The 25,794-nt window shown below is 69.0% G+C and carries 26 protein-coding genes; 11 read left to right on the top strand and 15 right to left on the bottom strand.

The window, feature by feature from the left end:
* Positions 1–18 precede the first annotated feature (18 nt).
* The 3 genes from ABIC25_RS06260 to ABIC25_RS06250 all read right to left on the bottom strand — a co-directional run bounded on the left by ABIC25_RS06260 (position 19) and on the right by ABIC25_RS06250 (position 3,231).
* On the bottom strand, positions 19–855 hold the full coding sequence (locus ABIC25_RS06260) for an SDR family oxidoreductase (RefSeq protein ID WP_101820171.1): 837 nt from the start codon (positions 853–855) through the stop codon (positions 19–21).
* Positions 856–908: 53 nt separating this feature from the next.
* On the bottom strand, positions 909–1,706 hold the full coding sequence (locus tag ABIC25_RS06255; protein WP_354560496.1) for a maleylpyruvate isomerase N-terminal domain-containing protein: 798 nt from the start codon (positions 1,704–1,706) through the stop codon (positions 909–911).
* Between the two features lie 70 nt (positions 1,707–1,776).
* The gene (locus ABIC25_RS06250) at positions 1,777–3,231 is read right to left on the bottom strand and encodes an aldehyde dehydrogenase (protein WP_354560495.1); all 1,455 of its coding nucleotides are present in this window, start codon (positions 3,229–3,231) and stop codon (positions 1,777–1,779) included.
* Positions 3,232–3,345: 114 nt separating this feature from the next.
* On the opposite strand from ABIC25_RS06250, the gene ABIC25_RS06245 reads away from it, so the two are divergent.
* Complete coding sequence (locus ABIC25_RS06245; RefSeq protein ID WP_354560493.1) at positions 3,346–4,431, top strand: AraC family transcriptional regulator; 1,086 nt, start codon at positions 3,346–3,348, stop codon at positions 4,429–4,431.
* Here the strand turns inward: ABIC25_RS06245 and glsA are convergent.
* The 7 genes from glsA to ABIC25_RS06210 form a co-directional block, all read right to left on the bottom strand.
* Entirely contained in the window at positions 4,362–5,576 is a 1,215-nt protein-coding gene (glsA, locus tag ABIC25_RS06240; RefSeq protein ID WP_354560491.1) for a glutaminase A, read from the bottom strand. The genes ABIC25_RS06245 and glsA overlap by 70 nt on opposite strands.
* 31 nt (positions 5,577–5,607) lie before the next feature.
* The gene (locus ABIC25_RS06235; protein WP_064569555.1) at positions 5,608–5,979 is read right to left on the bottom strand and encodes a VOC family protein; all 372 of its coding nucleotides are present in this window, start codon (positions 5,977–5,979) and stop codon (positions 5,608–5,610) included.
* Positions 5,980–6,184: 205 nt separating this feature from the next.
* Complete coding sequence (locus ABIC25_RS06230) at positions 6,185–7,000, bottom strand: endonuclease domain-containing protein (RefSeq protein ID WP_435529053.1); 816 nt, start codon at positions 6,998–7,000, stop codon at positions 6,185–6,187.
* Between the two features lie 410 nt (positions 7,001–7,410).
* Positions 7,411–8,292, bottom strand: a complete 882-nt coding sequence (locus ABIC25_RS06225) for an AlbA family DNA-binding domain-containing protein (protein WP_354560488.1) — start codon at positions 8,290–8,292, stop codon at positions 7,411–7,413.
* 67 nt (positions 8,293–8,359) lie between these two features.
* Positions 8,360–8,686 carry a hypothetical protein gene (locus tag ABIC25_RS06220; protein ID WP_004021206.1) on the bottom strand — a complete coding sequence of 109 codons (327 nt, stop codon included), beginning with the start codon at positions 8,684–8,686 and terminating at the stop codon, positions 8,360–8,362.
* Positions 8,687–8,832: 146 nt separating this feature from the next.
* Positions 8,833–9,372 (bottom strand): RNA polymerase sigma factor, encoded by a 540-nt coding sequence (locus tag ABIC25_RS06215; RefSeq protein WP_354560486.1) that lies wholly within the window; start codon positions 9,370–9,372, stop codon positions 8,833–8,835.
* Between the two features lie 63 nt (positions 9,373–9,435).
* On the bottom strand, positions 9,436–9,786 hold the full coding sequence (locus tag ABIC25_RS06210) for a hypothetical protein (RefSeq protein ID WP_354560485.1): 351 nt from the start codon (positions 9,784–9,786) through the stop codon (positions 9,436–9,438).
* A gap of 215 nt (positions 9,787–10,001) precedes the next feature.
* On the opposite strand from ABIC25_RS06210, the gene ABIC25_RS06205 reads away from it, so the two are divergent.
* The 3 genes from ABIC25_RS06205 to ABIC25_RS06195 are packed head-to-tail and all read left to right on the top strand — an operon-like array spanning position 10,002 to position 15,047.
* Positions 10,002–11,384, top strand: a complete 1,383-nt coding sequence (locus ABIC25_RS06205) for a dynamin family protein (RefSeq protein ID WP_354560483.1) — start codon at positions 10,002–10,004, stop codon at positions 11,382–11,384.
* Positions 11,385–11,387: 3 nt separating this feature from the next.
* Positions 11,388–13,271, top strand: coding sequence for a dynamin family protein (locus ABIC25_RS06200; protein ID WP_354560481.1), 1,884 nt, complete (start codon positions 11,388–11,390; stop codon positions 13,269–13,271).
* Positions 13,272–13,316: 45 nt separating this feature from the next.
* Positions 13,317–15,047, top strand: coding sequence for an Hsp70 family protein (locus ABIC25_RS06195; RefSeq protein ID WP_354560480.1), 1,731 nt, complete (start codon positions 13,317–13,319; stop codon positions 15,045–15,047).
* Between the two features lie 48 nt (positions 15,048–15,095).
* Here the strand turns inward: ABIC25_RS06195 and ABIC25_RS06190 are convergent, their stop codons facing one another.
* On the bottom strand, positions 15,096–15,683 hold the full coding sequence (locus ABIC25_RS06190; protein WP_239399841.1) for an Rv1733c family protein: 588 nt from the start codon (positions 15,681–15,683) through the stop codon (positions 15,096–15,098).
* 306 nt (positions 15,684–15,989) lie between these two features.
* On the opposite strand from ABIC25_RS06190, the gene ABIC25_RS06185 reads away from it, so the two are divergent.
* Together ABIC25_RS06185 and ABIC25_RS06180 are read left to right on the top strand one after the other, a co-directional pair.
* On the top strand, positions 15,990–16,667 hold the full coding sequence (locus ABIC25_RS06185; RefSeq protein ID WP_354560828.1) for a hypothetical protein: 678 nt from the start codon (positions 15,990–15,992) through the stop codon (positions 16,665–16,667).
* A 36-nt stretch (positions 16,668–16,703) separates the two neighbouring features.
* Positions 16,704–17,834, top strand: a complete 1,131-nt coding sequence (locus ABIC25_RS06180; RefSeq protein ID WP_354560478.1) for a DNA polymerase IV — start codon at positions 16,704–16,706, stop codon at positions 17,832–17,834.
* Between the two features lie 234 nt (positions 17,835–18,068).
* Here ABIC25_RS06180 and ABIC25_RS06175 read toward each other — a convergent pair whose 3' ends face one another.
* Both ABIC25_RS06175 and ABIC25_RS06170 read right to left on the bottom strand, forming a co-directional pair.
* Complete coding sequence (locus ABIC25_RS06175) at positions 18,069–19,265, bottom strand: alkaline phosphatase family protein (protein WP_354560476.1); 1,197 nt, start codon at positions 19,263–19,265, stop codon at positions 18,069–18,071.
* On the bottom strand, positions 19,262–20,086 hold the full coding sequence (locus tag ABIC25_RS06170) for a GNAT family N-acetyltransferase (protein WP_354560475.1): 825 nt from the start codon (positions 20,084–20,086) through the stop codon (positions 19,262–19,264). Before ABIC25_RS06170 ends, ABIC25_RS06175 begins: the two co-directional genes overlap by 4 nt.
* A gap of 73 nt (positions 20,087–20,159) precedes the next feature.
* Here ABIC25_RS06170 and ABIC25_RS06165 point away from each other — a divergent pair, with 73 nt between their 5' ends.
* The 4 genes from ABIC25_RS06165 to ABIC25_RS06150 all read left to right on the top strand — a co-directional run bounded on the left by ABIC25_RS06165 (position 20,160) and on the right by ABIC25_RS06150 (position 22,945).
* Positions 20,160–20,675 (top strand): YtxH domain-containing protein, encoded by a 516-nt coding sequence (locus ABIC25_RS06165; protein ID WP_248644807.1) that lies wholly within the window; start codon positions 20,160–20,162, stop codon positions 20,673–20,675.
* A gap of 85 nt (positions 20,676–20,760) precedes the next feature.
* Entirely contained in the window at positions 20,761–21,492 is a 732-nt protein-coding gene (locus ABIC25_RS06160; protein WP_239399829.1) for a YcnI family copper-binding membrane protein, read from the top strand.
* Positions 21,485–22,033: a copper resistance CopC family protein gene (locus ABIC25_RS06155; RefSeq protein ID WP_239399827.1), complete on the top strand. Its 549-nt coding sequence runs from the start codon at positions 21,485–21,487 to the stop codon at positions 22,031–22,033. The genes ABIC25_RS06160 and ABIC25_RS06155 overlap by 8 nt, the downstream gene beginning before the upstream one ends.
* 6 nt (positions 22,034–22,039) lie before the next feature.
* Positions 22,040–22,945 (top strand): CopD family protein, encoded by a 906-nt coding sequence (locus tag ABIC25_RS06150; RefSeq protein ID WP_354560474.1) that lies wholly within the window; start codon positions 22,040–22,042, stop codon positions 22,943–22,945.
* Between the two features lie 486 nt (positions 22,946–23,431).
* On the opposite strand, the gene ABIC25_RS06145 is transcribed toward ABIC25_RS06150, so the two are convergent.
* Positions 23,432–24,355 carry an alpha/beta fold hydrolase gene (locus ABIC25_RS06145; RefSeq protein ID WP_004023404.1) on the bottom strand — a complete coding sequence of 308 codons (924 nt, stop codon included), beginning with the start codon at positions 24,353–24,355 and terminating at the stop codon, positions 23,432–23,434.
* 30 nt (positions 24,356–24,385) lie between these two features.
* On the opposite strand from ABIC25_RS06145, the gene ABIC25_RS06140 reads away from it, so the two are divergent.
* On the top strand, positions 24,386–25,288 hold the full coding sequence (locus ABIC25_RS06140) for an alpha/beta fold hydrolase (RefSeq protein WP_354560473.1): 903 nt from the start codon (positions 24,386–24,388) through the stop codon (positions 25,286–25,288).
* A 45-nt stretch (positions 25,289–25,333) separates the two neighbouring features.
* Here ABIC25_RS06140 and ABIC25_RS06135 read toward each other — a convergent pair whose 3' ends face one another.
* Positions 25,334–25,672, bottom strand: coding sequence for a hypothetical protein (locus ABIC25_RS06135; RefSeq protein WP_354560471.1), 339 nt, complete (start codon positions 25,670–25,672; stop codon positions 25,334–25,336).
* Positions 25,673–25,794 lie beyond the last annotated feature (122 nt).

Raw genomic sequence — 25,794 nt, 5'->3', positions numbered from 1 at the left:
TGAGCGGGGTCGGTCGATCTAGTACAGGTAGTCCTCGCCGCTGGCGCGCACCGTGACGTCGGACAGGCTGATGCCCCAGGGCTGGTCGATGACGTGCACGACGGCGTCGGCGAGGTCGTCGGGCTTGATCAGCCAGTACTTGATGGAGTCGACGTCGGTGAGTTCGGCGGGTAGGTCATCGTTCATCAGAGCGGTGACGTGCTCGCCGTAGGAGGCGGCGCGTTGGCCGACGAGGCCCATGATCGCGGTGTCGTTGACGATCCAGCTGGCGAGGTTGGTGCCGGTGATTCCGGTGGGCTTCACGGTGGTGACCTTGATCTTGCCCTTGGCCTCGATGCGCAGCGAGTCCGAGATGGTGGTGACCGCGGCCTTCGTCGCGCTGTACACGCCCGAACCCTCGATGCCCGCGTTGCCGTAGATCGACGAGATGTTGACGACCTGGCCGCGCCCCTGGGCGATCATCTGGTCGTAGACGGCCGAGATGCCGTTGACGACGCCCTTGATGTTGATGTCGATGGCGGCGTGCCACTTCTGCCATGCGCGTGCGTGATCGGCGAAGTAGGCCAGCGGCATGACGCCTGCGTTGTTCACGAGCACGTCGATGGCGCCGAACTTCTCAACGGCGGCAGCGGCGGCCGCGGCGACCTGCTCCATGTCGGTGACGTCGGCGACCTGGGCCAGCGCCGAACCACCGGCCGCGCGGATGCCCTCGACGACGGTGTTGACGTTGTCGGCGTTGACGTCGACCCCGACGACATGGGCACCGGCCGCGGCGGTCTTCTCCGCGATGAGCTTGCCGAAGCCGCTACCGGCGCCGGTGATGACGATGACCTTGTCCTTCAGGTACTCGGACATGGGTGTACTCCGTTCAGAGGTGAAAACGATTGCGGGAGAGTAATTCGCGGTGATCAGACGATGTCGACGGCGTCGAGGACGCCGGCGACGTGTTGACGGTCGCCGCTGACGGTGACCGCCGACCGCCAGGCGCTGCGGGTGGTGCCCCAGCGCAGGAAGTCGGTGGCCGAGGACGTGGCGACGTCGGCCGGGAGGTCGGTGGTCTCGCGGACGGTGACGATGGTGCCGGCGGTGTCGCGGTCGAGGACGAACGAGCGGTCCGTCGCGCCGGTGAGGTGCAGACCGATGGGCCGCTCGAGCGTGGGATACAGTGCGGCGCTGTTCATCTGCGGCAGGCCGGCGATCATCCAGTCGATGGCGGGGTCGATGGCCGCGCTCACCGACACCTCGGCGGAATCCAGCGGACCGAACGGTTGCATCAGGTCGCTGGTCAGGTGCACCAGGTGATCGAAGGCGACGGCGTCGCTGAGCTGACGCAGCCGGTAGGTGCCCAGGTCGAGCATGTCCAGCGGCTGGTCCCGCAGGTCCTCGCCCTGCAGCGCCGACAGGGTGGCGAGCCCCGCTTCCGACTGTGCGCGGTAGTAGTCGACGGCCTGCGCTGACGTCCAGTCGGCGCGCTCGCGCACCGCGGCGTCGTTGAGCCGCTCGGACTTTCCGCTCGGATTGTCGGGGAAGACCAGGTTGGGGTCGGCGATGAAGTTGAAGAAGAACCCCATGTGGGTGACGACGTCGTGCACGCGCCATCCGTGGCATGCGCTGTCGGCCGCCCAGTCCGCGGGCGTGAGCCGGTCGAGCAGGGCGAGAGTGTCGTTCACCAGCGCCTTGGCGGCAGTGACTCCGGCATCGGACATGGCCGATCGCCTCCTTGAAAAGTGATGTGGAAGAGGTGTTGTGAGAAGAGATATGCGGGGAAAGGAGTGCTCAACCCGGCAGGAAGATCGACTTCAGGTTCTGGTAGGCCGCCAGTCCCTCGGGGCCGAGTTCGCGGCCGATCCCGCTGGCCTTGACGCCGCCGAACGGCGAACCCCAGTCGAGGTTGAAGTAGTTGACGCCGAACGAGCCGGTCTCGACGCGGCGGGCGACGTCGACGCCGCGGTCGGGGTCCGACGTCCACACCGTTCCACCGAGCCCGTACGACGAGTCGTTGGCCAGGCCGATGGCATCGTCGAGGTCGTCGTAGCGCAGGACGGTGAGCACCGGGCCGAAGACCTCTTCGCGGGCGATGGTGGACGAATTGTCCACACCGCCGAAGACGGTCGGCTCGACGAAGAACCCGCGGTCCAGATCGGACGGTCGGCTGCCGCCGGTGGTGATGGTGCCGCCCTCCTCGCGAGCGCTGTTGATCATCGCCAGCACGCGGTCGCGGTGCCGACCACTGGCGAGCGGACCCACCGCCACGGACTCGTCCATCGGGTCGCCGACCGGCAGCGACGCGCACATCGCACTGATGGCGTCGAGGTACTCGTCATAGCGGCTGCCGGGCACCAGGATTCGGGTGGACATGTAGCAGGTCTGGCCGGTGTTGAGCAGCGAGGCGGTGGCGAGGCCGCCGACGGTCTGCTCGAGGTCGGCGTCGTCGAGCACCAGGGCGGCGGACTTGCCGCCGAGTTCGAGGGTCACCGGGCGGATGAGTTCGCCACAGACACGGCCGATCTCGCGACCGGCCGGGGTCGAGCCGGTGAACGCGACCTTGTCGACGTGCGGGTGCGACACCAGGTGGCGGCCGATCTCGCTGCCGCCGTTGACGATGTTGAGGACGCCGGCGGGCAGTTCGGCGGCGATGGCCGCCTCGGCGAGGACGTAGGCGTCGAGGCTCGTCTCGGGGGAGGGCTTGAGGACCACGGTGCAGCCGGCGGCCAGCGCGGGAGCGATCTTGAACATCGAGAGGATCGCGGGGAAGTTCCACGGCGCGATCGCCCCGACGACGCCGATGGCCTCGCGACGCACGATCGTCGAACCGGGCAACGGCTGGCTGGTACGTGTCTCCTCGACCGGGGTCGACTCGACGAGGTCGGCGTAGTAGCGCAGCAGCTGGACCGGCGCGGCGCCCTCGGCGAACCGGGCCAGCGCGATGGGCATGCCGTTTTCGGAGGTCACCGCGGAAGCGCGGTCCTCGGCGCGCTTGTCGAGCTCGTCGGCGAACCGGCGCAGATGGGCGGCGCGGTCGGCGGGGGACAGGTCGCGCCAGCCCGATGACCGGAAGGCGGTCCGGGCGGCTGCCACGGCGGCGTCGACGTCGGCGGTGGTCGCCTCGGGGACCGAGCCGAACTCCTCCTCGGTGAGGGGCGAGATGACCGGGATCGTCGCCGAGCCGGACGGTGCGCGCCAGCCGCCGTCGATGTAGAAACTCGTGCGAACCGATTCGATGGTGGTCATCTCGTACTCCCTTGCTGTGTCAGCCGTCGAGCGTCCGGCCGTGTGTGTCCATGATCACTCCTCGAACCGGCTTATTTCTTGACATCTGATGACGACTATTTGACAGTTGAGACCATGGTCGACCTGATCTGCGCGTCGTCGCTCAGTCAGTTGCCCGAACTGATCGAGGAGTTCGACGGCGACGCCCGCTCGATGCTGGCGCGCGTCGGCATCGACCCGGCTGTGGTCGGTGCCTACGACCGGTTCGTCCCGTTCACCGCGCTGTCCACGATCATCGGGCTGTGCGCCGCCGAGTTCGGCGTGCCCGACTTCGGTCTCCGACTGGCCGCCCGGCAGGATCCCGACATCCTCGGGCCGGTGGCGATCGCGGCCCGCAACGCCGAGACCATCGGCGACTCCTTCCGGCAGGTCACCGAGTTCGCGCACGTGTACAGCCCGGCCATCACCGCGCAGTTGCACTACGGCGAACGCGAGGTCGCCTACGAGTTCGACACGGTGCTCAAGCGGGTGCCCTACCGCCCGCACGTCGTGGAGCTCGCGATGGGCGTCACCCGCTCGACGTTCCAGATGACTCTTGGGCACGATTTCCGGGCGAACCGGATCACGCTCGCGCACCCCGCCATGTCGGAGCCGCGGGTGTACGCCGAGTACTTCGGCTGTCCGGTGGAGTTCGAGGCGCGGGCCAATCTGGTGGTGTTTCCGCGCGGGGTGATGCAGCAGACGCTGCGCCGGGTCGACGCCCTCGCCTATGACGTGGCGATCCGGTTCATGACGGGCCACGACCGGGAGACGGCCTTCGTCGACGCGGTGTCGCAGCTCATCGTGCGGGCGCTGCCCGCCGGCGCCGCGACGCTCGACGCGGTGTCGAAACTGCTGATGATGCATCCGCGTGCAGTGCAGCGGGGCCTGGCGGACGACGGCGCGACCTTCGAGCAACTCGTCGACGACGCCCGCCGCGATCTCGCCGTCTCGCTGCTCGCGAATCGTGGTGTGCCGCTGTCGGCGGTGGCACGTCAGATCGGGTACTCCGAGCAGAGCACGCTGACCCGGAGTTGCAAACGCTGGTTCGGGATCCCGCCGCTGGCGAAGCGACGTGAGTTGAGCGCAGCCGGTCTCGGCGAGGCCGGGCGTCAGGTGTCCGGGTTCGCCGCGTCATCGGGGTCCATGAGATCGCTCGGGTCCTCGATGCGCACGTCGTAGTCGTCCCCGAGTCGCCGGGCGACCTCGTCGATCAGCCGGCGGGCGGCGTCGTCCATCACCCGGACGTGGGTCAGGTCGAGAACCACCGACTCGGTGTCGAAGCCCTCGCAGGCGCGGCTGGCGACGATCTCCGCCCCCGCGAAGCGCACATCGCCCTGTAGTTCGACGACGGTCGCGCCGTCGCGTTCGGTCACCGATCGCAGCGCGGGCCGACCGGTGGGGGCCACGTGCATCATGTGCAGTTCCATGTCGCGGGACAGACGCTCGAAGACCGCGACGCCGCGCACGCTGTTGCCCTGCTCGTCGAGCCGCGGCGACCACACCGCGAGCCCGACCTGACCGGGCAGCACGCCCAGGATCGCGCCGCTGACACCGCTTTTCGCGGGGATCCCGACGGTCGCCATCCAGCTGCCGCTGCCGTCGTACATGCCGCAGGTGGCCATGACCGACAGGACGTGTCGGGTGATCCAGCCCTCGATCAGGCGCTCGTCGTCGCCCGTCGACAGCCCGCCGTTGGCGAGTACGGAGCCCATCACCGCGAGATCGCGGCAGGAGACCCGAATGGAGCACTGGGCGGCGTAACCGTCGACGACCTCATCGGGTTCGCAATCGAGTTTGCCTGCCGACCGCAGCAGATATGCCAGCGCCGTGTTGTGGTCGTCGGAGGCGAGTTCGGCGCGGTGGACGTCCTTGTCGACCGTGACGCGGCGGCCGGCGAGGGTGCTGACGAGATCGATGACGCGGTCGGTCCGGTCGGTCGCGTCGGTGCCGTCGATCAGCCCGTGGACGGCGACCGCGCCCGCGTTGATGAGGGCATTCCGTGGCCGCCCGGTCTCCGCCTCGAGTGAGATCTCGTTGAACGCATCGCCCGACGGTTCGGTGTCGACGCGTTCGAGCACCGTGTCGAGCCCTCGGTCCCGAAGTGCGAGCGCGTAGGCCGGGACCTTGGAGATGGACTGCAGGGAGAACTCGTGGTCGGCGTCCCCGGCGGTGTATACGGTGCCGTCGATCGTGGCAAGCGCGATCCCGAACGACGACGGATCTGCATGTTCGAGTTCGCGATTGCCCGCCGCCACCTCACCGCCGTCGTCGTTGCGGCATTCGTGCAGGACACGTTCGAGGTAGTCCTCGATGGGGGAGCGCATATCCCACGGTAGCCACTCCGGGGCGGCGGGCTCAGTTCTGGCGGTACGGCATGTACTGCACAGACCAGGAATTGCCGTCCGGATCGTCGAAGTACACGAAGTGACCCCAGGCCTGCTCGTCGACCTCGCCGGGGTCGACGCCCGCCGCGAGCAGTTGTTCGCGAGCCTCGTTGATGTCGGTGACGACGATCTGCAGTCCCTTCACCGACCCGGGCTCGGCGTCGGTGAGCCCCTTGCCGAACGCGATGGAGCATGCCGAGCCGGGCGGGGTGATCTGGACGAAGCGGATCTCGTCGGAGACGACGTGGTCGTGGTCGACGTTGAAGCCGATCTTCGAATAGAAGTCCTTCGCGCGGTCGACGTCGCTGACGGGCAGGATGACGAGCTCGAGTGTCCAGTTCACGGTTCCTCCTGGGGTTGTGGTGTGACACCAGCCTCTCAGGAGATGCGGACAGTTACGGTCCTTATTCGACGATGTTCACCCGCCGCACCCTGAGGAGGCCCGGAGCTTGCGGAGGGTCGTCTCGCCCGCTCCCTGAGGAGGCCCGGAGCTTGCGGAGGGTCGTCTCGTCCGCTCCCTGAGGAGGCCCGGAGCTTGCGGAGGGCCGTCACGAAGGGTCGCCCCGTCGGCGGATGCGGTGACGGTCGGGACGTGTCAGCGCGCGAATCTCCTCGAGGACCTCCTCCCAGCCGTACAGCACGTCGTCGTAGGTGAGGCGCATCGTCATCCACCGGTTGAGCATCGTCATCCGGTCCCGCCGACGGTCGTTGCGGAATGCGGCTCGGTCAGAGTGGTACGACTCGCCGTCGCACTCGATGAGCAACGAACCCGTGCGGAGATCAGCGTGTTCGCGATCGCTGATCGACGCTTGCACCTCCACGTCGAATCCCGCGGCGATGAGCCGGAGCCGGACGAGCGATTCGGTTCCGGATTGCGAACGTGCGTCGCACCGATCGAACATCGCCGAGACAGCACGGGTTACACGACCCATCTCGGCCTGGATGTCCGGGATGGTCCAGTCGGTGGTGTTGAGGACCGAGTCGACCACCGCAATCCACTCCTCGGCCGAAAGGCACCGTGCGGCGCAACCGACCGCCACGGCGATCGGGTCGACGGCCGTTGTCACGGGGAGCGGGCGGCCGAAGCCCTGGCACCACCGGAACGGGCCGCTGGGCTTCGTGGTGGACTTCGCGTGTTTGCTCAGACGAACGTGGGTCTCGTTGTGACCCGGCGGTATCCAAAGATCAGGCAGGCCGCGCCGCTGATGGAACCGCAGCGCGCTGATGCAGGACAGCGCGCCGCCGGCCGTCACCGCGGACACGACGTGGGGGTCGGCGCCGGACGTCCGCACCCAGCCGTACCGTAGCGACGTCAGTGTCTCGGCCTTGCGCGCCTGCGCAATGGCATCGGGTGCCCAGCCCATCACGGTCAGTTCTCTCAGCGAGTACACGCCACAATCCGAAGTCACATCTGCTTTGACGCACGGAACCGGTCGGTGGTTTCGTCAGATCGGGCCGGGTGTGGAAAGTGTCGTCCCCGTGAGTGGCGTGGGAGGGCAATGTGCCCTTCGAGGTCGCTCATGGGGATGAGACTTCGGCTCACAAGGCCGAGAATCGGACGGTCGGCGCGGATCTGGGTGGCTCCGGGGGGGGTCTCAGGCGGTAGTCGTGTCAGCTTTGGGCGTGGCCAGGCGCGACGGCGGTCATGCCTGTGTGGACGCGGGCGGACCGGTTCCTCGGCTTCATCGGGCCGGGTGTGGAAAGTGTCGTCCCCGTGAGTGGCGTGGGAGGGCAATGTGCCCTTCGAGGTCGCTCATGGGGATGAGACTTTGACTCACCCCGCCGAGAACCGGATGGCAGCGCGGATCTGGGCGGCGATCGCGCGCCCGGCGCCGAGGGGCCAGCGGTGCATGACGTAGTCGGCGGCGGCATCGACGGTGAGCTGGCGGGTGGAGTTGCCTGCGCGAACCCAGAACTCGGGCGGATTGTTCTTGCCGGCCCGCAGATAGACCGGCCGCGGCGACGGCGAACACGTCACGCGGCACACCGGGACCGTTCCCGACTCCCCGGGCCGGCCGACCGATTCGACGGTGATCCCGACGGCCGCCGCCGTGTTCTGCCCGAGCGTGGTGGTCAGGAGATCGCGCAGCCAGAGCTCGAAGCGGTCGGCGTCGGGCACCTTCAACGTCGCGAAGTCGGGGTCGAGCCCGAGGGGTGTGCCGTCGTCGGCGACACCGATGAGCAGGGTCCCGCCGTCGGAGTTGAGGAACGCCGAGACCGTCTTGACGATCACCTGCTCCATCCGCGGGTCCTTCTCGCCGCTCCGCAGGTTCACCCGGGCGGTGGACTTGAACTCGAGCCGATCGGACTCGCCGTCGGAGAGCAGTTGGGCGACTGTGGCATTGGATTGCCGCTGTAACCGTGCGGCGAGTAGACCATAGGCCCCCACCGCGACGACCGAGCTGATCAGTCCCAGCACGACCGTTGTCACGCTCCACACCCGGAGATGTTTGTCGACGAGGCCGGCGATGTAGAGACCGAGCGCGGTGCCGAGGATCGACAGGACCATCGCCGTGGTCGCGTCGAGCCGAGCGCGCCTACGCAGCAACCATCGCGCGACGACGCCGAACATCCACGAGACCACCAGCACCAGGACCAGCGCGGTGGCGGTCGCCCAGACCGGTACCGCGAATTCGATTCCACCGATCGTTCCCACACCGTTTTATAGCCCGAAGCCGCGTGTACCGCGGCTTCGGGCTATGGATCGGGGGGGGGGGGTGGGGTCAGACGGCGTCGCCGCCGTCGATGCTGCCGAAGTCGCCGACCTCGACGTTGCCCTCGTCGTCGACGGCGGTGTCGAAGGTGCCGTCACCGTCGGTGTCGGCCACCGCGATGTCGGTGAGACCGTCGGCGTCGGTGTCGGCTTCGATGACGTCGATCTCGCCGTCGGCGTCGGTGTCGTAGGCGATGGAGTCGGCCTGGCCGTCGCCGTCGGTGTCGAGGATGGCGTCGGTGGTGCCGTCACCGTCGACATCGGTGAGTGCGGCGTCGACGGCTCCGTCGCCGTCGGTGTCGATGAGAACGGCGTCGGCGGGGATCTCGGTGCTCATGGTGGGGGTCCTTTCGGGAGTGGGTGCCGGGGCCGGCGTGTGCGGTTCTGGTTGCTTGGAGTCGAGCGTGCCGGGGTTTGTTCCCGTCCGTTCCGAAGTCGCGGTGAGGTCATTCACCTGGGCGACGACCAGGGCCGCAACCCCGACTATCGAAGGTCCGCAAGCAATTCGGACAAGATGGACCGCGCGCGCGAGATGCGACTACGTACCGTCTGCAGACCGATGCCCTGCGCCTCGGCGATCTCCGAGTAGCTCAACTCGCCGTAGACGCGCAGCACGAAGGTCGCCCGGTAGGCGTCCGGCACCTGCGACAACGCGTCGGCGATGCGGTCGGACACCACAACCTGCGCCGCGACGTCCAGATGGCTCATCGGGTCGTGATCGGCGATGTCGTCGGCGTCCGTGCGCTTCCGGATGCGGGCGAGCGCGGCGTTGGACCCGATCCGGTACAGCCAGGTCGACAGTTGCGCGTCACCCCGGAAGTTGCCGATCGCGCGCCATGCGGCGACGAGCGCGTCCTGCATCGCGTCCTCGGCGTCGTGCTGGTTGCCGGTGATGCGTAAGCAGATGGCCCACAATCGGTCTCGGTGCTGTTCGGCGAGTGTGGTGAAGGCCGCCTGGTCACCGGCACGGGCGCGCTCGAGCAGGTCTGCGCCGGAGGAGGATTCGTCGATCAACGACTGCACCCGCTCATCGTAGGACCGCCTCCCGGGCACGGCAGCGCATCGCGGTTTTCGATGCGGGCGATCTCAGAAGTCGTCATCGAGCGCTCCGTCGTCGAAGGAGTCGTCCGCAGAATGCTCGGAACCGCTGAAGACATCGTCGTCCTCGTCGAGGCCGGATGCCAGGTGATCCCCGGTCACGTCGTCCGCCGGCGGGTCTTCGAAGCCGCCGACGTCGGGGTCGGATTCGGAGTCGCCGTCGGAGTCCAGCGGATCCGGCCCGGGCGCCGCGGTCAGGTCGGTGGTGAGTTCGTATGACGGATCGAACGCGGTCTCGACGGCGGCGTCCCACGCGGCCTCGGGCACGCTCAGCTCGTCGGGCGGGTCGCCGGCACGTAGCCACGCCTCGAAGTCGTTCTCATCCAGATTGTCGGTCATGCTCTTCCGCCTCTGCTGGTGTGTCGGTCATCCGATATCGGTACCGATGGATTCGTCGACGCGCGGCGCCCGACACGGATACTGTCATCCGGTCGAGGGGTCGGCACGCCGACCCCGAGGGACATTCTCGGCATGTCCCTAGGAGTGTCGCCGAGCCCGGAATGTTCCCATCGGTCGACGAAGGTCTCGGGAGGTCGGATTCCGTGGAGCAGCGCATGACCGTGCGTGGTCGCGTGGAGCAGTTGCTCGACGAGGTCGGCCCGCTGTCGCCGGACACCGCGGGCCTGTCCGCCTTGCGCGCCCAACTGGCCGAGCCGTTGACCGTTGCGCTCGTCGGACGCGTCAGTTCGGGCAAGTCGACGCTGCTCAACGCCCTCGTGGGCGACCGCGTCGCCCCGACCGACCGCGCCGAGTGCACCCGCGTCGCCGCGCTGTACACCGAGGGCAACCCGCAGCGGGTCGAGGTGATCGGCCTCGACGGTACGGTCACCGAACTCCCCGGCCCCATGCGCGGCGACCTCGGCCGGCCACCCGAGGAGATCGACCACGCGATCGTCCACACCCCGTCCCGGTTGCTGCGTGAGCGCTTCCGGGTTGTCGACACCCCCGGCCTCTCCGGATTCACCGACACCGCCGAGATCGCCACCCGTCGGGTGTTCGGCCGACAGGGGAGGCTGGCCCGACCGGACGTCATCCTCTTCCTGCTCGACGACGCCGCGGGCCCGAAAGCCGACGAGGTCGCGTTTCTCGCCGAGGCCGGTGCGTCGGCGCAGAACACGATCCTGGTGATCTCGCAGGCCGACCTCATCGCCGCCGACAATCCGATGCTCAAGGCCCAGGAGATCGCGCGCCGGGTGTGGCGACGGTTCCCGGCGATCGCGGGCGCGGTGGTCGCGGTGTCCGGACTGATGGCCGAGGCCGGGGTCTGCGGGGTCACCGAACGTGAGACCGCGCAGATCTCGCGGCGCGGGCAGCTCGAGTCGTGGGAGTTGCTGACCATCCTCGACGGCGGGATGCCCGCTCCGCCGGGCATCGACGTCGATGAACTGGGCCGGCTCGAGCAGCTCGTGGGGACCTATGCGATGGATGCCGGGGGTGAGATCGCACAGCAGGGTGCGCGAGCGTACTGCGAATGGCTGCACCGGGTTTCGGGCATCGACGAGTTGCGGCTGGCGATCGGACGTCGATTCCTCGCCGTCGGCGACATCCTCAAGGCCCGCACCGTCCTGGCGGCGCTGCGCGAGACCGCTTACCGCAGCCCGCGCCGCGACGTCTTCCTGGAGGCCATCGACGAGGCCGAGACGTCACCGGCCCTGCACCGGTTGCGCGAGGTGTCCGCACTCGAGGCCCTCGCGCGGTGGCAACCCGACAGCGACCTGGTCGGGGAGCTCAATGTCGTGGTCGCGAGTCGTGATGTGCGGGTGCTGTTGTCGCTGCCGCCGACCGCCGGACCACCGCAGATCGCCGACGCCGCGCGAGCGCGGGCCACCGACTGCCGGTCGAGGCGCGCGTTCGCTGCGACGTCGGCGGAACGCGAGGCGCTGCTGGTACTCGAGCAGACCTATCAACTCGTCCGGCGCGGACTCTGGGTCAACTGACCGATGGTGAACGAGGAGCAGGCTGTGACCACCAGCGAACCCGGGCCGGCCAAGGGATTGGCGAAGGGGCCGGCGAAGACCACGACGCCGACGCCGGAGGCGGTCTTGCGCACCGCGATCGACGCGTTGCGCAAGCACGGTGAGGACGCGATCGCCGACCGGGCGCTGCGGGTCCGCGACCGGCCGGCGCCGCAGGGCACCGTGGTGGTCATCGGTGAGGTCAGCCGGGGCAAGAGCTCGCTGGTCAACACCCTCCTCGGGGTCGGCGACCTCGCGCCGGTCGACGCCGAGATCACCACCTCGGTCTACGTCCGGTTCACGCCCGCCACCGACGACGTCCCCGCCGGGACCGCGCTCGTGGAGTTTCCCGGTGCCGCCCACCGGATCCCGGCCGCCGAGCTCGCCGAGTGGGTGACCGTCGGCGGACGCCACGCGGCCGGCGTCCCCGCGGAACGTCTCGCGCCCGGTACACCGATCGATTCGGTTCTCGTGCCACCGGTCTCGGCACGCGTGGGTGTCGACGCCGTGGTGCTGCCCGGGGTCACCGTCGTCGACACACCCGGTGTCGGGTCGCTGGTCCCCGAACACGTCGAGGCTGCCGTCAGCGCGGCTCGCGGAGCGTCCGTTCTGGTCATGGTGTGCGACGCGACCGCACCGCTGAGCGCACCCGAACTCGACTTCCTGCGCAGCGTCAGCGAAGAGGTCGCATCCGTGGTGCTGGTGGTCACCAAGACCGACCTCGTCATGCGCCAGTGGCGGACGATCGTGGCCGAGAACCGAAAGTTGATCGGCGCCAACGCCCCCCGCTTCGCCCACATCCCGATCATCGGCGTCTCCAACCGCATCGCCGCCCAGGCCGCGGCGATCACCGACCCCGACCGACGCGAACGGGCCCTCGCGGCCTCCGGCGTCCCCGAACTCGTCGACGCCCTGACACCGCTGGTCCGCGACGGGGCCACGTCCCCGGTGCGCAACGCGCTGCAGCTGACCTTCGCCGGCCTCGACGACGTCCGCACGCGTCTCGTCCTGGAGATGAAGGCCGCGACCGCGACCCCCGCCGAGCGTTCTGAGATCGAAGCCGAGCGCGACCGACTCCAACGTCTCAAGGATCGCCGTCGGGAGTGGCGGGCGCGCCTCACACAGGACATCACCGCGGCTTCGCTGCGGACCGACGACCTCATGCGCGATCGCTTCGACACGCTGCTCGGCCAGTGGTCCACGCGGATCGACAAGCTGCGCTTCTACGAACCGCACCGGGCGGGTCAGGAGCTGATCGCGCAGATGACCGTCGATCTCGAGGCCGCCGCTCGTGAGGTGAGCGCCTCGTTCGTCGCCGGCATCGAGCGGATCGCCGACGCGCTGTTCGCCGACGCCGCCATCTCCGAGGAGCTCGTCGGGCAGATCGCCGGCGGAGCCGGCGAACTCAGGCTCCGTGAGCAGGAGAAGATCTCGCCCTGGAAGAACATGGTCGACCCGATCCTGCTGTCCATCGTCGCCGCGGGCGGCCCGCTGGCGATCATCCCGGTGGTCAATGTTGTCGCGGTACCGGTGTGGGCGGGTGTGGTGGTGGGGTTCCGCGCGTCGAAGGTGGGTAAGGAGAACCACCGCAAGTGGTTGACGAAAGCGGTCAACGACATGAAGGCCGACGTCCGGTCCCAGCTGCAGTCGATCAAGGCGCAGGCGAGCGGTGATCTGCAGATCGCCTACGACGAACTGCTCGAGCGGCTCCTGGCCGAGTCGACGAAGATCCTCAACGACGCCGCGGCGGAGTCCAAGAGATCGGCGGCCGAGCGCGAGAAGACGGCCGCGGATCTGCGTAATCAGATCGTCGCCGTGGACAACGTGCGCAAGGCGATCGCCCGCGTTCTTCGAGCGCCCACCGGATGAATGCCGGTGTCGTGTGCAACGATTTGCACCTGAGGAGGTGACCACGTGGCGCAGGAGAGCAGGCGGCGACTGTGTATCGACTTCGGCACCAGCAACACTGCGGCTGCGTACCGGGTCGGGCTGGGCGAGCCGGTCATCGTGCCGCTCGGACAGGGCGGACCCGCGATGCCGTCGGCGGTGTTCGCGGGGGACGGGTCCGTCGTCGTCGGTCACGAGGCGGTGCTGCGGCGGCTGCAGGCCCCCGACGCCTTCGAGGACACCCCGAAGTCGCGTATCGACGATGGTGAGATCGAGCTCGGTGACCGCTTCTGGCCGGTCGAGGATCTGATCGGCGCCGTCCTGCGACATGTGCATCAGATCGCGTTGCGCCACAGCGGACTGCCTGCCTTCGACTCGATCGTCCTGACCCATCCCGATCGCTGGAGCGAGCGGCGCAAGGACGTCCTCCGACGCGCGGCCGGCCGGGCCGGAATCGCTGCCGAGACGCTGCGAATAGCGTCCGAATCACTGGCTGCCGCTTGGTATTACGTCTACCGCGGGTACGACGTCAGCGGTGCCGAACGGATGTGCGTCTTCGACTTCGGCGCCGGCACGTGCGACGTGGCGCTCCTCGTCCGCGACGGTGTCGACGGGTTCACCGTCACCGGCTCGGGTGGCGACAACCATCTCGGCGGCCGTGACCTCGACGCCCGGATGATCCGCTGGGTGCACGACGAGGCCGCCGAACTCGATCCCGACCTCCCGGGCCGACTCCGCGCCCCGGCGGCCGCGATCGCCCTGGCCGATCGGGTGCGGACGGCGAAGGAAGCACTGTCCGACACCGCCCAGGCCGTCATCGAACTCCCCGGCACCCGGCACACGTTGCTGCTGACCCGGCGCGAGTTCGAGTCGATGATCGGGCCGTTCGTGGAACGGGCCGTCGAGCTGACCCGGGATGCGATCGCCCGCGCCGACGCCGCCGGCACGGGGCCGGGCGGACCCGTCATCGTCTACGTCACGGGCGGGACCAGCAGCATTCCGATGCTGCAGTCCGCGTTGTCGGCGGTGGGTCGCGTCGCCCGGATCGGCGACCCCAAGGTCGTCGTCGCGCAGGGCGGGCTCCTCCGGTCGACCAATGTCGTCCCGGGCGTCGACACACAGAAGGTCGGCGCGGAGGTGTCGGCTCGCCGTATCGCCTTCCCGCAGCTGCCGGCCGGCTCGGTGATCGCGGGTGTCTCCGTGCGTGACGGGCAGGTCGTGCGCGCAGGCGAGCCGCTGGCCACCGCGGACTCTCCGGCCGGCCGGGTGACGATCGACGCGCCGGTCGCGGGCACTCTGCACGGTCTCGACCTCCGGCCGGGCGTGGCCGTTCAGCCGGGGGCGGTCTTCGCGGCCGTCGGGCCGGTCGGTCTGCGGCCCGACCAGTGGCCGCGGTTGCACCGCACACCGGCTGGGACCTCGCCGGTGCGGGGCCACTCCGGTCCCGTGCCGTCGGCTCCGCACCGCGTCGTCCCCCAACCCGTTCCCGCGCAACCCGTTCCTGCGCAACCCGTGCTCGCGCAACCCGTTCCAGAGCAACCGGGGAAGGTGAACGGGTTCGGTCTGGCCGGATTGATCGTGGGCATCCTGGGCTTCCCGCTGTGTCTGGGCACGATCGTCGGGCTCGTACTCACGGTCGTGGGGATCACGCGTGCCGGCGGACGACGCGATGCCCTCACGACGACGGCGCTGGTCGTCAACGTCCTCGGTGCCGTGGCCTGGGTGGCGTTCGTCATCTGGGCGGTCGTCAGCGGCTGAGGCGGGGTTCTTTCGGCCCGTTCGCTCCGCTCCCGGCGCCGTCGCGGTTCAGGGGTGGCTGTCGATGTCGAACTGCCGCCACTCGGCATCCCAGCGTCGTGACCGGTGCTGATCGGCGACCATCCGGACGAGCACGGTCGAGCCCCACCAGCCGAGCACGACGAGCATCCCCACCGCGGCCCCGGCGATCAGGCCCTCCATCACGGCGTCCGTGGTGGTGACGGGTGGGTCCACCACCGAGCCGGAGTCGTCGAGCCAGACGACCCGGACCCGACCGACCGAGTCGAGCGGCTCGGCGGCGACGGCGGCAGTGAGCCGGTGACCGTTCGGGTCCTGCCACGCCACGGTGGTGAGGTCCGCGTCCGCCCCGCCGCCGCTCTGGGCGCTGCCCTGGCCGGGCGTACGAATGATCGTCGCGCTCACCGAATGTCGGGGTTCTTGATGTTCCGCGGCAGCCTTGTGCGCCGCATAGGTGTCGCCCCCGATGGTCAGGGCGATCATCATTCCCGCGACGGCGGCCAGCCACAGCATCACCAGCGTTGCGGTCTCCAGACGGTCACCGCGGCGGACCAGACCGTTCGACGATGCGTGCATGACACGCCAGCTGTGGAGTTCGCGGGCGAGGAATCGCAGCATGTGCACCCTCCTGTGCCGTTCGCCCCTTACATGGTCGCGGGCGGGCGAGCGCCGGGACAGGGCCTTTGGTCCCTATGCGCGCGGCGACACCCGTGTTTCAGTCATTCGACTCACAAACTACCCCGACTCCGCGTATTCTCACGGTGCGTCAGGGTGGCCGGCATCGCGCGGGGGGTGCCGGGGCGTAGGGGGTCGACTCGAGGGGCATCACATCGTGGCCCTCGTCGGTGTTCATGAATGTCACTGTTCGTGATCGTCACTGTTCATGATCTATGTGGAGGGGTTCAGTTGACCAGCGCATTGTCTGTGCGTGCATCTAGACGTGGTGCACGCACGTTTCTCACGTCGTCGGCGATCGTCGAGGCGATCGGTATCGAGGAGTCGATCGTCCTGTCCGGGTACGCGGTGCTCGCCGAGAACCCCGCGGAGTTCGGGGTGACCGCCGATCTCCTGGGGGAGGTCGCCGCCGCCATACGACGCCACCGGGCGATCGTGACGCGGCTTCGGCTGATGCACGACGAAGCCGTTGACGCCGAGCGGGTTTCATCTCCGCGCGATGAGGCGCTCGCTGTCCTTGGGCTCGCCGGACCCGACGCCGACGCGGATTCCGCCGTCGGCATCGTGGAAGGTCCCGCTGACCGGCGGCCGCCTCTGGTAGCGGTGGCTCTTCTGGTCTCTGCGGCCCACGCGTTGACCGACCCGACGAACTGCGGGACCGCTTCTCCGGCACTCAATCTCATGCCGCCGCCGCTGCATCGGGACCGAGCCCTGCTGGAGAAGGTGCTGACCAACGCCGTGTCGACGTCCGATGCTGCCGTGCGGGCGGAACTCGCCGATCACATCGCCGCCGCGAGTGCGGTCTTCGCCGAGGCCGGTCACGGATCCGACCGGCGGCTCTCCGTGCTGCGCTACAACCCGCACTCGTTGCGCACGTCGTGCCGAGCGGCGGGCCTCGGTGAGGTCGAGGTCTGTATCGCCGACTGACCGGTGACATGACAACCGGCGGTTACCCTGGGCGTCGTGACCACTTCGGTTCCACAGCGCTATCGGTGGCTGCTGCACGTCGATCTCGACCAGTTCCAGGTGGCGGTCGAGAGGTTGCGGGCTCCCGAACTCGTCGGGGTGCCGGTGATCGTCGGCGGCAACGGCGATCCGACCGAGGCCCGCAAGGTGGTCACCTGCGCGTCGTATGAGGCGCGTGACGTGGGTGTGCGTGCGGGTATGCCGTTGCGGGCAGCACACCGCAAGATGCCCGACGCGGTGTATCTGCCGCTCGACATGAGTGCCTACGATGCCGCGTCCGCCGACGTCATGGACGTCCTGCGCGCCACCGGCCACCCCGTCGAGGTCTGGGGCTGGGACGAGGCCTACCTCGGGGTCGACGCCCGCGGCGCGGAGGTCGATCCGTTCGACGACGAGGCCATCGTCGACCTCGCCGAACGGATCCGGTCGGAGATCCTGGACCGGTGCGGACTCAGGAGTTGCGTCGGGATCAGTGACAACAAGCAGCGGGCGAAGATGGCCACCGGGTTCGCCAAACGGCCGCCGGGCGCCGGGGCGAACGGCGCCGACGCCCCGCGGGTGTTCCTGCTCGACGATCGCAACTGGCTGGATTTGATGGGGGACAGGCCGACTCGCGATCTGTGGAGCGTCGGGCCGAAGACGGCGTCGAAGCTGACCGCCGCCGGCGTCACCACGGTGACCGAGCTGATCGCCACCCCTCGCGACGATCTGATCGCCATGTTCGGTCCGCACCAGGGCAATTGGCTGTACGTGCTGTGCCGCGGCGGCGGTGACTCGGCGATCACCGCCGAACCCTGGCTGGCCCGTTCGCATTCCAAGTCCCGGACGTTCGCGACCGACCTTAGCGACGCGACCGAGATGCGGGCTGCTGCCGGCGAACTCCTTCGTGAGTTGCTCGATAAGGTCGTCGGCGAGGAGCGACTGCCGTTCCGGGTCGCGGTCACCGTCCGCACCACGACCTTCTACACCCGCACCAAGTCCCGGAGGCTTCCCGCCCCGAGCCTCGACTTCGCAGAACTCGAGTCGGTGGTCGCCGACCTGCTCGCCAGATTCGACATCGACCGCCCGGTTCGACTCTTGGGCGTGCGCCTCGACCTCGTCACCGACGACGACCCCGCTGCTCCCTGAGCCGAGAGAGTGGCTTCGACACGGCTCCTCGCTGCGCTCGGTGCCGGCTCAACCAGCGGGACATCGACCCTGTGACCCCTCTGCTGGTCGAGCGACCCCCCTGCTGGTCGAGCAGCGTCGACCCCCCCTGCTGGTCGAGCAGCGTCGACCGAGCGAAGCGAGGACGCCGCGCCCGTCGAGGCCACTTGGCGACCGGCCCCGCGATCCCAGCCAGTGACTTCGACCAAACCCGCGCTACCCCGACGCCACGATCAGGGGCACGAGTTGTTCGGCAGCGGTCCAGGCGCCGTGATGGCCGAGCATCATCGACTCCATCGTCTCGCGGGTGCTGCGGGTGAGGGTGGTGGCGCCGCGGGCCACCGCGACGACGTCACCGATGCGTTGTGCGACCGCATCACTCACCACCGGGCCGAACCATTCTTCGTCGATGGTCTGCTCTCGGGACACCACGTGCGCGGCGTCGCCCAGGTACGACGACCAGCCGGCCAGGACGTCGTCGGCCGAACCCGGCGTCGCGTAGACGTGGCGGACCCGTGCTTCGCCGGCCACGGCGTCGACGCCGTCGAGCAGCGCGGGCGCGGTGTCGATGTCGATCGCCCGGTCGGCGGTGATCATCCCGTGGTCGCCGGTGACGAGAAGGGTTGTCCCATCGCCCAGTTCGGCGGCGAGGTCGGCGACAAGGCGCTCCACGACGCGCAACTTCTCCAGCCACTCCGGTGATCCCGGCCCGTGGATGTGGCCGGCCATGTCGAGTTCGCTGTAGTAGGCGTATACGAATCGTCGGTGGCGGCTTCGTCGGCGCAGGGTGGTCAGCACGGCCTCGCGGATGCCGTCGGGAGTCACGGCGGGCAGGAACTGGCCCGCGGCGCGGAACGCGGCCATCGTCAGGCCGGTTCCGCGGAACTCGCCGGGCATCACATAGGTCACTCGGACGCCGTCGGCGGCAATATCTTCCAGACTGCCGCGTTCGGTTCGGACGAGGGCCGGGGGATAGGTCATCAGCGCGGACGGACCCGACGCGTTGTCGAGAGTCCACCGGAGCGAGTTGAGCACGCGCCGGGACCCGCGGGTGCGGCATTCGTCGCCCGGGCGGAAGCTGTACCCGATGATCCCGTGCACGCCGCACGATGTCCCGCCGGTGAGGCTCAGGATGCTGGTGGCGGTGGTGGCCGGGAACCCTGCCCGCAGCGTCGTCGAGGTGAGCTCGCGCAGTGTGGGTGCGTGGTCGGCGTACTCGTCCAGCAGCGTCGCACCGAGTCCGTCGATCAGCAGCACCACGACCGAATCACCCGGCGGCACAGTCGGACCCGCGCCCGCATCGGTGACCCCGAGTGAAACCGACGCCGCCGGGAGGACGTCGGCGAGGGTGTGGGGAAAGGTGTGCCAGTCGGCCGGTGCCAGTTCGGCAGGAGCCACATCTGCGTCCGTCACCGGGCCCCCGAGCCGGCCGGACCGAACACATAGTGTCCGGAACGCAAGAAGCGCACGTCGCGGCGAGCGTCTCCGTCGACGAGCAGCGGCGACAGGGCATCCCGCAGCGCGATCCGCCACCGGGCGGCGTCGAGTGGAGCGGTGACCCGCATCGACTCGACGTCCCGCGGAACTTCGACGACGACGCCGGCGTCGGGGGTGACGCGATCGTGGTGCGCGACGGGTCGGGATGGCTGGTCGGCATCGATGATCGACACCGCGCCGTCGGCGAGCACGTCGTCCACCGACACCGGGGAGGCGGACGGGGCCGCGGCGTGCAGATTCCAGGACATGAGCACCCGGTCGGAGTCGGCATCGCCGCCCAATTCGTCGCCGAGTTCGCCGTAGAAATCCTCGTAGTAATGCACCGGCGTCGCACCCAGTTTGGCGAGGTTGAAGTAGGCGTTGCGCGCGACGAGCGGATCGAAGGTCCAGGTGATCGTCGACAGTCCGCGCTCCAGTGCCCAGCGGCGCTGGTGCATCTTCAGCGCGTAACCGACCTGGTGGCCACGGCCGCGTCGGGTGACCCCGGTGATGTGGCTGTGCAGGGTCTCGCCGACGGGCGCACCGAAGAACGCGACGCTGCCACCGGCGAGGTGGTCGCCGATGAACGCGCCGGCGACGTAGTTGCCGGCGTGGGTGAGCGCCCGCAGCATGTCGGTCCCCACGGGCCGGTTCGTCGGGTCGGGCCGCCACACGTCGTCGAAGATCCGCAGAAGGTCTTCGAGCTCGTCGGGGGACGAGAGTTCACGAACCTCCACACCGAGGCTTGCATCCGACATGGGAACGATTCTGTCACCGCCCGGCGACACCGTGGTCGGAGATGGCCCAGTCCACCGATCTAGGATGAGCCCCATGCCCCACACCGTCCGATCGCCCGACGCGTTCTCGCGCGCCGCCGCGGCCGGTGTGGTTCCCGCGGTCGCGGTCGCCGCGCACGGTGCGGCGAGCGGGGCGATCCCGAGTTCGTCGGGCATCCTGCTGAGCGCCGCGATCGGTGCGATCGCGGCGATGCTGCTCGCGCCGCGCCGAGGACGACTGCTGACCGCCGCGGCGTCGACCACGCTGGTGCTCTCCGTCGCGCAGGCGGCCAGTCACTGGGCCCTCGCGCTCGACGCGGGACATGCCGCCCACGGCACCTCGACGCTGCCGATGCTGCTCACCCACCTGGTGGCGATCCCGCTCAGTGCGGTCCTGATCGTCGTTGGCGCGCATCTGCTGTCGTCGATCGGCACGGTGATCCGATCCCTGATGCCGCCGGTCGCCCTCGCGGCGCGTCCGACTGCACCGGTCTTCTGGACGCAACCGTGTGTTCTGTCCGCACCTGCGCTGTGCGGCACCGGTGTTCGCGGACCGCCCGGCACGTTCTGACGCGCCTGGCCCCCGATCGCCCAGATCTGGGGTCGATGCGTGCGTCCACGCGCCCGATCCAGACAAACATCGAAAGACACTCCTGATGAAATCCAGTTCTCCGCGGGCCACGATCGCCCGCCGCCTCATCGCGCCCGCAACCGCCGCTGCCGTCGTCGGTCTCGCCTCCTTCACGGGTGCGGGTGCCGCGTCGGCCCACGTCACCGCCAACGCCCCGACGGTCACCCAGGGCGGGTACGGCGTCGTCACCTTCGTCGTCCCCAACGAGTCCGACGCCGCGGCGACGACCGCGCTGCGGGTGACGCTCCCCGGCCTGACCTCGGCCCGTCCCGAGGTGATGCCCGGCTGGAAGTCCGTCGTCACCAAGAAGGACGACAAGGTCACCGAGATCACCTGGACCGCCGACCCGGGTTCGCCCGGCGTGCCGGTGGGCCAGTTCGGTCAGTTCCGCTTCTCCGGCGGTCCGTTCCCCGAGCAGGAGACCGTCGAACTGCCGGCGTTGCAGACCTATGCCGACGGTGAGACGGCCGACTGGAACCAGCCGACGCCCGCCGACGGCTCCGAGCCGGAGAAACCCGCCCCGACCCTGACGCTGGCGCCCGACACCGGCGAGGGCCATCACGGCGGCTCGCACTCCGCCCCGGCGACCGACAGCTCGCAGGCATCGGACTCGTCCGAGTCGTCGGCATCGTCTGAGGACTCCGCCGCCCGGTGGCTCGGCGGCATCGGCCTGGTGGTCGGCACTCTCGGCGCGGTCATCGGCGTCGCGGCGCTGACAGCCCTGCGACGAAACGGCCGTGGCGGCGGCGATGCCTGACCGTCGCGCGCCGGTTCGACGCGTCGTCCTGGTCCTCGCGACGCTGCTGTGTCTCGGGCTCGTCGGATCGTGGGCGGCAGCCCCGGCGTCGGCGCACTCGCGGCTGGTCTCCTCCGACCCCGCCGAGGGGGCGACACTTCAGACCGGTCCGCAGGCGGTGACGCTGACCTTCAACGAGCCGATCCAGTCGTCGTATGCGGTGCTCAACGTCGTCGGGCCCGACGACCACTACTGGCAGAACGGCGACCCGACGGTCGATGGCCCCAACCTGCGTGTCGGGGTGCGCGAACTCGGCCCGGCCGGTGAGTACGTCGTCAACTACCGGGTGACCTCGGCCGATGGGCACGTCATCAGCGGACAGCGCACCTTCGAGCTCGCGGTCGCCGGCAACGGCGAGCCGGGCCCGGCGATCGAGGCCGTCGACGCGTCGTCGGACGAGGGAATCCCCGTGTGGTGGTTCATCGCCGGTGCCGCGGTCGTGTTGATCGTCGGACTCGGCGTCGTGTTCTGGGTGAGCCGGCGACCGTCGACACGGAGCTGACATCAGATGACCGTCCGCAACGGGTTCATCCTGGTGGTGACCCTCGCCGGCGGTCTGATGGTGAGCTTCGTGCTCGCCCGTCCCGACGGTCCGGACCTGGTCGCCGTGCCCACGACCCTCGCACTGGGTGTGTCAGTGGTATTGCTCGGACTGGGCGCCCTGCCGACGGTCGACGCCGAGCCCTCGACCAGAGTGATCGGCCTGCTGGCCGGGGTCTGGGTTCTGGCGACGCTGGTCGGCGCCTGGGTCCGGACAGCCGATCGGGCGGGCATCGAGGTGCTCGACGTCAAGGCCGACGACTTCGGTGACGTCCTGTTCTCGGGCGCGCCAGAGATGGTGGCGCTGGTCGCCGGGCTGCTGGTTCTGGTGTGGGTGGTCCTGGATCTGCTGACCGGGGTCGAGATCCCCGTCCTCGTGGTCGGCGCGCTCGCGGCGATCGGGGTGCTCGCCACCTCGATCGCCGGGCACGCCGGCAACGACTCGTGGGGTCCGTTCCTCATCGGTGCACACGCGCTGGCCGCGGCCTGGTGGTGCGGTCTGCTCGCGGCGATGCTGATCTCGGTGCGCGGCCGGTCCGGTTGGGCGCGCAGCCTGCCGGTCTTCTCCGGCCGCGCGCCGTGGGCGGTCGGAGTGCTCACAGTGACCGGCCTGATCTCCGGGCTGGTCGAGATCGACGGCCCGGCCAACCTCGTGAGCAGCGGCTACGGCCGCATCCTGCTCGCGAAGGCCGTGGTGCTCGTGATTCTCGTGGCCCTCGCCGCGTGGCACCGGCGACGCTGGCTACCGGCCGTGCAGCGGCACCGCAGCAGTGAGACGGCTTCCGTCCGTGCCGCGGTCGTCGAACTGGCGATCATGGCCTTGGCGCTGGGTCTCGCCGCCGGGCTGTCGGCCACGGCGCCGATCCCCGCCTGACCATTCCGCTGGTTGAGCAGGTGACTTTTTCTGCTGGTTGCGCAGGTGACTTTTTTTGCTGGTTGCGCAGGTGACTTTTTTTGCTGGTTGCGCAGGTGACTTTTTCTGCTGGTTGAGCCGGCTCCGAGCGCAGCGAGGCGCCGTGTCGAAGCCACTGCTTTTGGGTCGCCGGGTGGTCTCGACGGGCGCGGCGTCCGCGCTTCGCGCGGTCGGCGCTGCTCGACCAGCGGGGGGTTGTGCAGGTGACTTTTTCTGCTGGTTGAGCAGGTGGCTTTTTCTGCTGGTTGAGCCGGCTCCGAGCGCAGCGAGGCGCCGTGTCGAAGCCACTGGGCGACCACAGGGGAGTGGTCTCGACGGGCGCGGCGTCCTCGCTTCGCGCGGTCGGCGCTGCTCGACCAGCAGGGGTTGCGCAGCTGACCTTTTCTGCTCGTCGAAGCCACTGGTCCGCGCATGACGTCGGTCGCCCCTACTCGACCAGGGGAAAAATCACTCGCCCAGCGGCGGCCGCGACTGGTCCCACAGTGCGAGGAGTTCGTCGATGATGTCGGTCGCCATGTGCAAAGTGCTGAGGTGACTTTCGCCGGGCATCTCGAACAGCTTCGCGTCGGGCAGCAGCGACACCATGTGTTCCCCATGGGCGTACGGGATGATGTGGTCGTCGTCGCCGTGCCACCAGCGCACCGGCACGGTGACGTCGCCGACGCGGAAGCCCCAGTCCCGTGCGAACACCACGACGTCGGCGAACGGTGCGGCCATCCGGCGGCTGCCGCCGTGGAGCAGGTCGTCGAGGAACATGGCCCGGAACTCGGGGCGTGCCAACAGTTCTCGATCCGCCTGCGGGGACAGCCGACCGTAGATGGTGATCGCGGGTTCGGCGATCGGCCGGGCGAAACCGAGGGCGACGCTGAGTACCTGGCCGATCGGGGCACCGGCGACGCTGACGAGTGGCGCCAGCAGTGTGCCGAGTCGCATGGCGCCGCCCTCGATCCGGTCGGGCCCGACCGTCGGCGCGACGCCGCCGAGGATCCCGGCCGCCGTCACCCGGTCGGGCATGGCGTGCGCGACCCCGAGTGCGTAGGGTCCGCCGCCGGAGAGTCCGATGATCGCGAAGTCGTCGATGCCCAGGGCCTCGAGGACCTCGGCGAGGTCGGGCGCGAAGTCGGCGACGTTGTCGTATCGATGGGGGGTCGACGACCCCACGCCCGGCCGATCCAGGCCGATGAGCCGGACCTTGCGTTCCAATGCATACGCGCGCGCCTCGACGGGGATCTGGCGCCGCGCACCGGGTGTCCCGTGCAGCCAGACGATGGCCCGTCCGGTGGCCGATCCGTACTCGGCGAATCCGATCCGACGACCGCCGTCCGCAACGGCGATCGACCCCTCGATTTTCGGACGGGCGATGTCGATCATGTGATCAGCATCTCACGTACCGTTGAGTGCGTGATCCCCGAGTTCGTGCACGGCACCGCGCGCGCCATCCGACACGTGTTCACCCCTTACCCGGCCCGGGATATCCCCGAAGGCCGGATGGTCGAGCTCCCCGGGCGCGGACGCGCCTTCGTCACCGACTCGGGCCCGCGCGACGCTCCGGCGGTCTTCCTCTTGCACTCGGTGCTGACGACCGGGTTGCTCTGCTGGTACCCGACGATCCCGGCGATCAACGACCGCTACCGCGTCATCACCCTGGACGCGCGCTGGCACGGTCGCGGGATCGAGTCCGAGACGTTCGACCTGCGTGACTGCGCCGACGACGTCGTCGCCCTCGCCGATGTCCTGGGCATCGACCGGTTCACGGTCGCCGGGTTCTCGATGGGCGGGGGCATCGCTCAGCTGGTGTGGCGGCGACACCCCGAGCGGGTGGCCGGCCTCGTGCTGTGTTCGACCGGTCCGTACTTCAGTACCCACGATCCCCGGCATCGCGCATCGTCGGAACGCATGGGACGCATCCTGCGCCCGGTGTACCGGGTCCTGCCGCGGGTGTCCGACAAGAACCTCGACAAGGCAGCCCACACCACGATCTGGGCGCTCCGGCAGTTCTTCTCGACGCCGCTTGCACACCTCGGCGACTTCGGAAACGGGCTGGGGGAGTTCGATTCCCGAGGTTGGCTGCACGAGGTCGACGTCCCGACCGCCGTGGTCGTCTCCACCCGCGACCGGGTGGTCGAGCCCGAACGTCAACAGTTGCTGGTCGACGGCATCCCCGGCGCGCAGCGCTTCGAGGTCGACGGCGGTCACGCCTGCTGCGTCCTCGGGGCGCGGTTCTTCATCCCGCCGTTTACCGAGGCGGTAGACGCGGTGACCGAGGCATCGAACACTGCAGTCACAGAGGCTCCGGTCGGCTGACGACCCAGGGGCGAAGTCGGCCGTCGATCGGACCGAGACGATCGCTCAGGAATCGGCGCGAAGAGCTGCGCTGAGCCGGCCGGCGGCAAAGACTCGGGGGTCAGTTCCGGCTCGGTGAGCCCAGTGAGGCTTGCCGTCGAGCATGGCCGGTTCGAAAAGTCGGCCACCGATGTCCGGCCACACGATGTGGTGATAACCGGTGAGGTCTCCTTGAACAAGGTCGGCCGTCCAGTAGATCGCCTGAAGCGAGTCATGGAGCGACTGTGCCCCGGCGCGTTGGTCGACCGTGGACATCACGCGGTGAACGATCCCACCACCATTGCCTTTCATCAACTTTTGGTTGTTAGTGACCGTCCTCCAATCGAGCTCGTTAACGATCGTCAAGCGACCGTTGCTGATCGACAGGAGGCAATTGTGAATAGTTGTGCCGGAATAGTTTTCGCAATCACACTAGGACGACCGACCCAGTATCCATCTCCCGATGTCCGCGGCAAATGTGTGACATA

Source organism: Gordonia sp. PvP123 (genome assembly GCF_040547295.1).
GTDB classification, from domain to species: Bacteria; Actinomycetota; Actinomycetes; order Mycobacteriales; family Mycobacteriaceae; genus Gordonia; species Gordonia terrae.
Note: the sequence above shows the minus strand (reverse complement) of the source record. Positions and strands in the feature narration are given on the sequence as shown.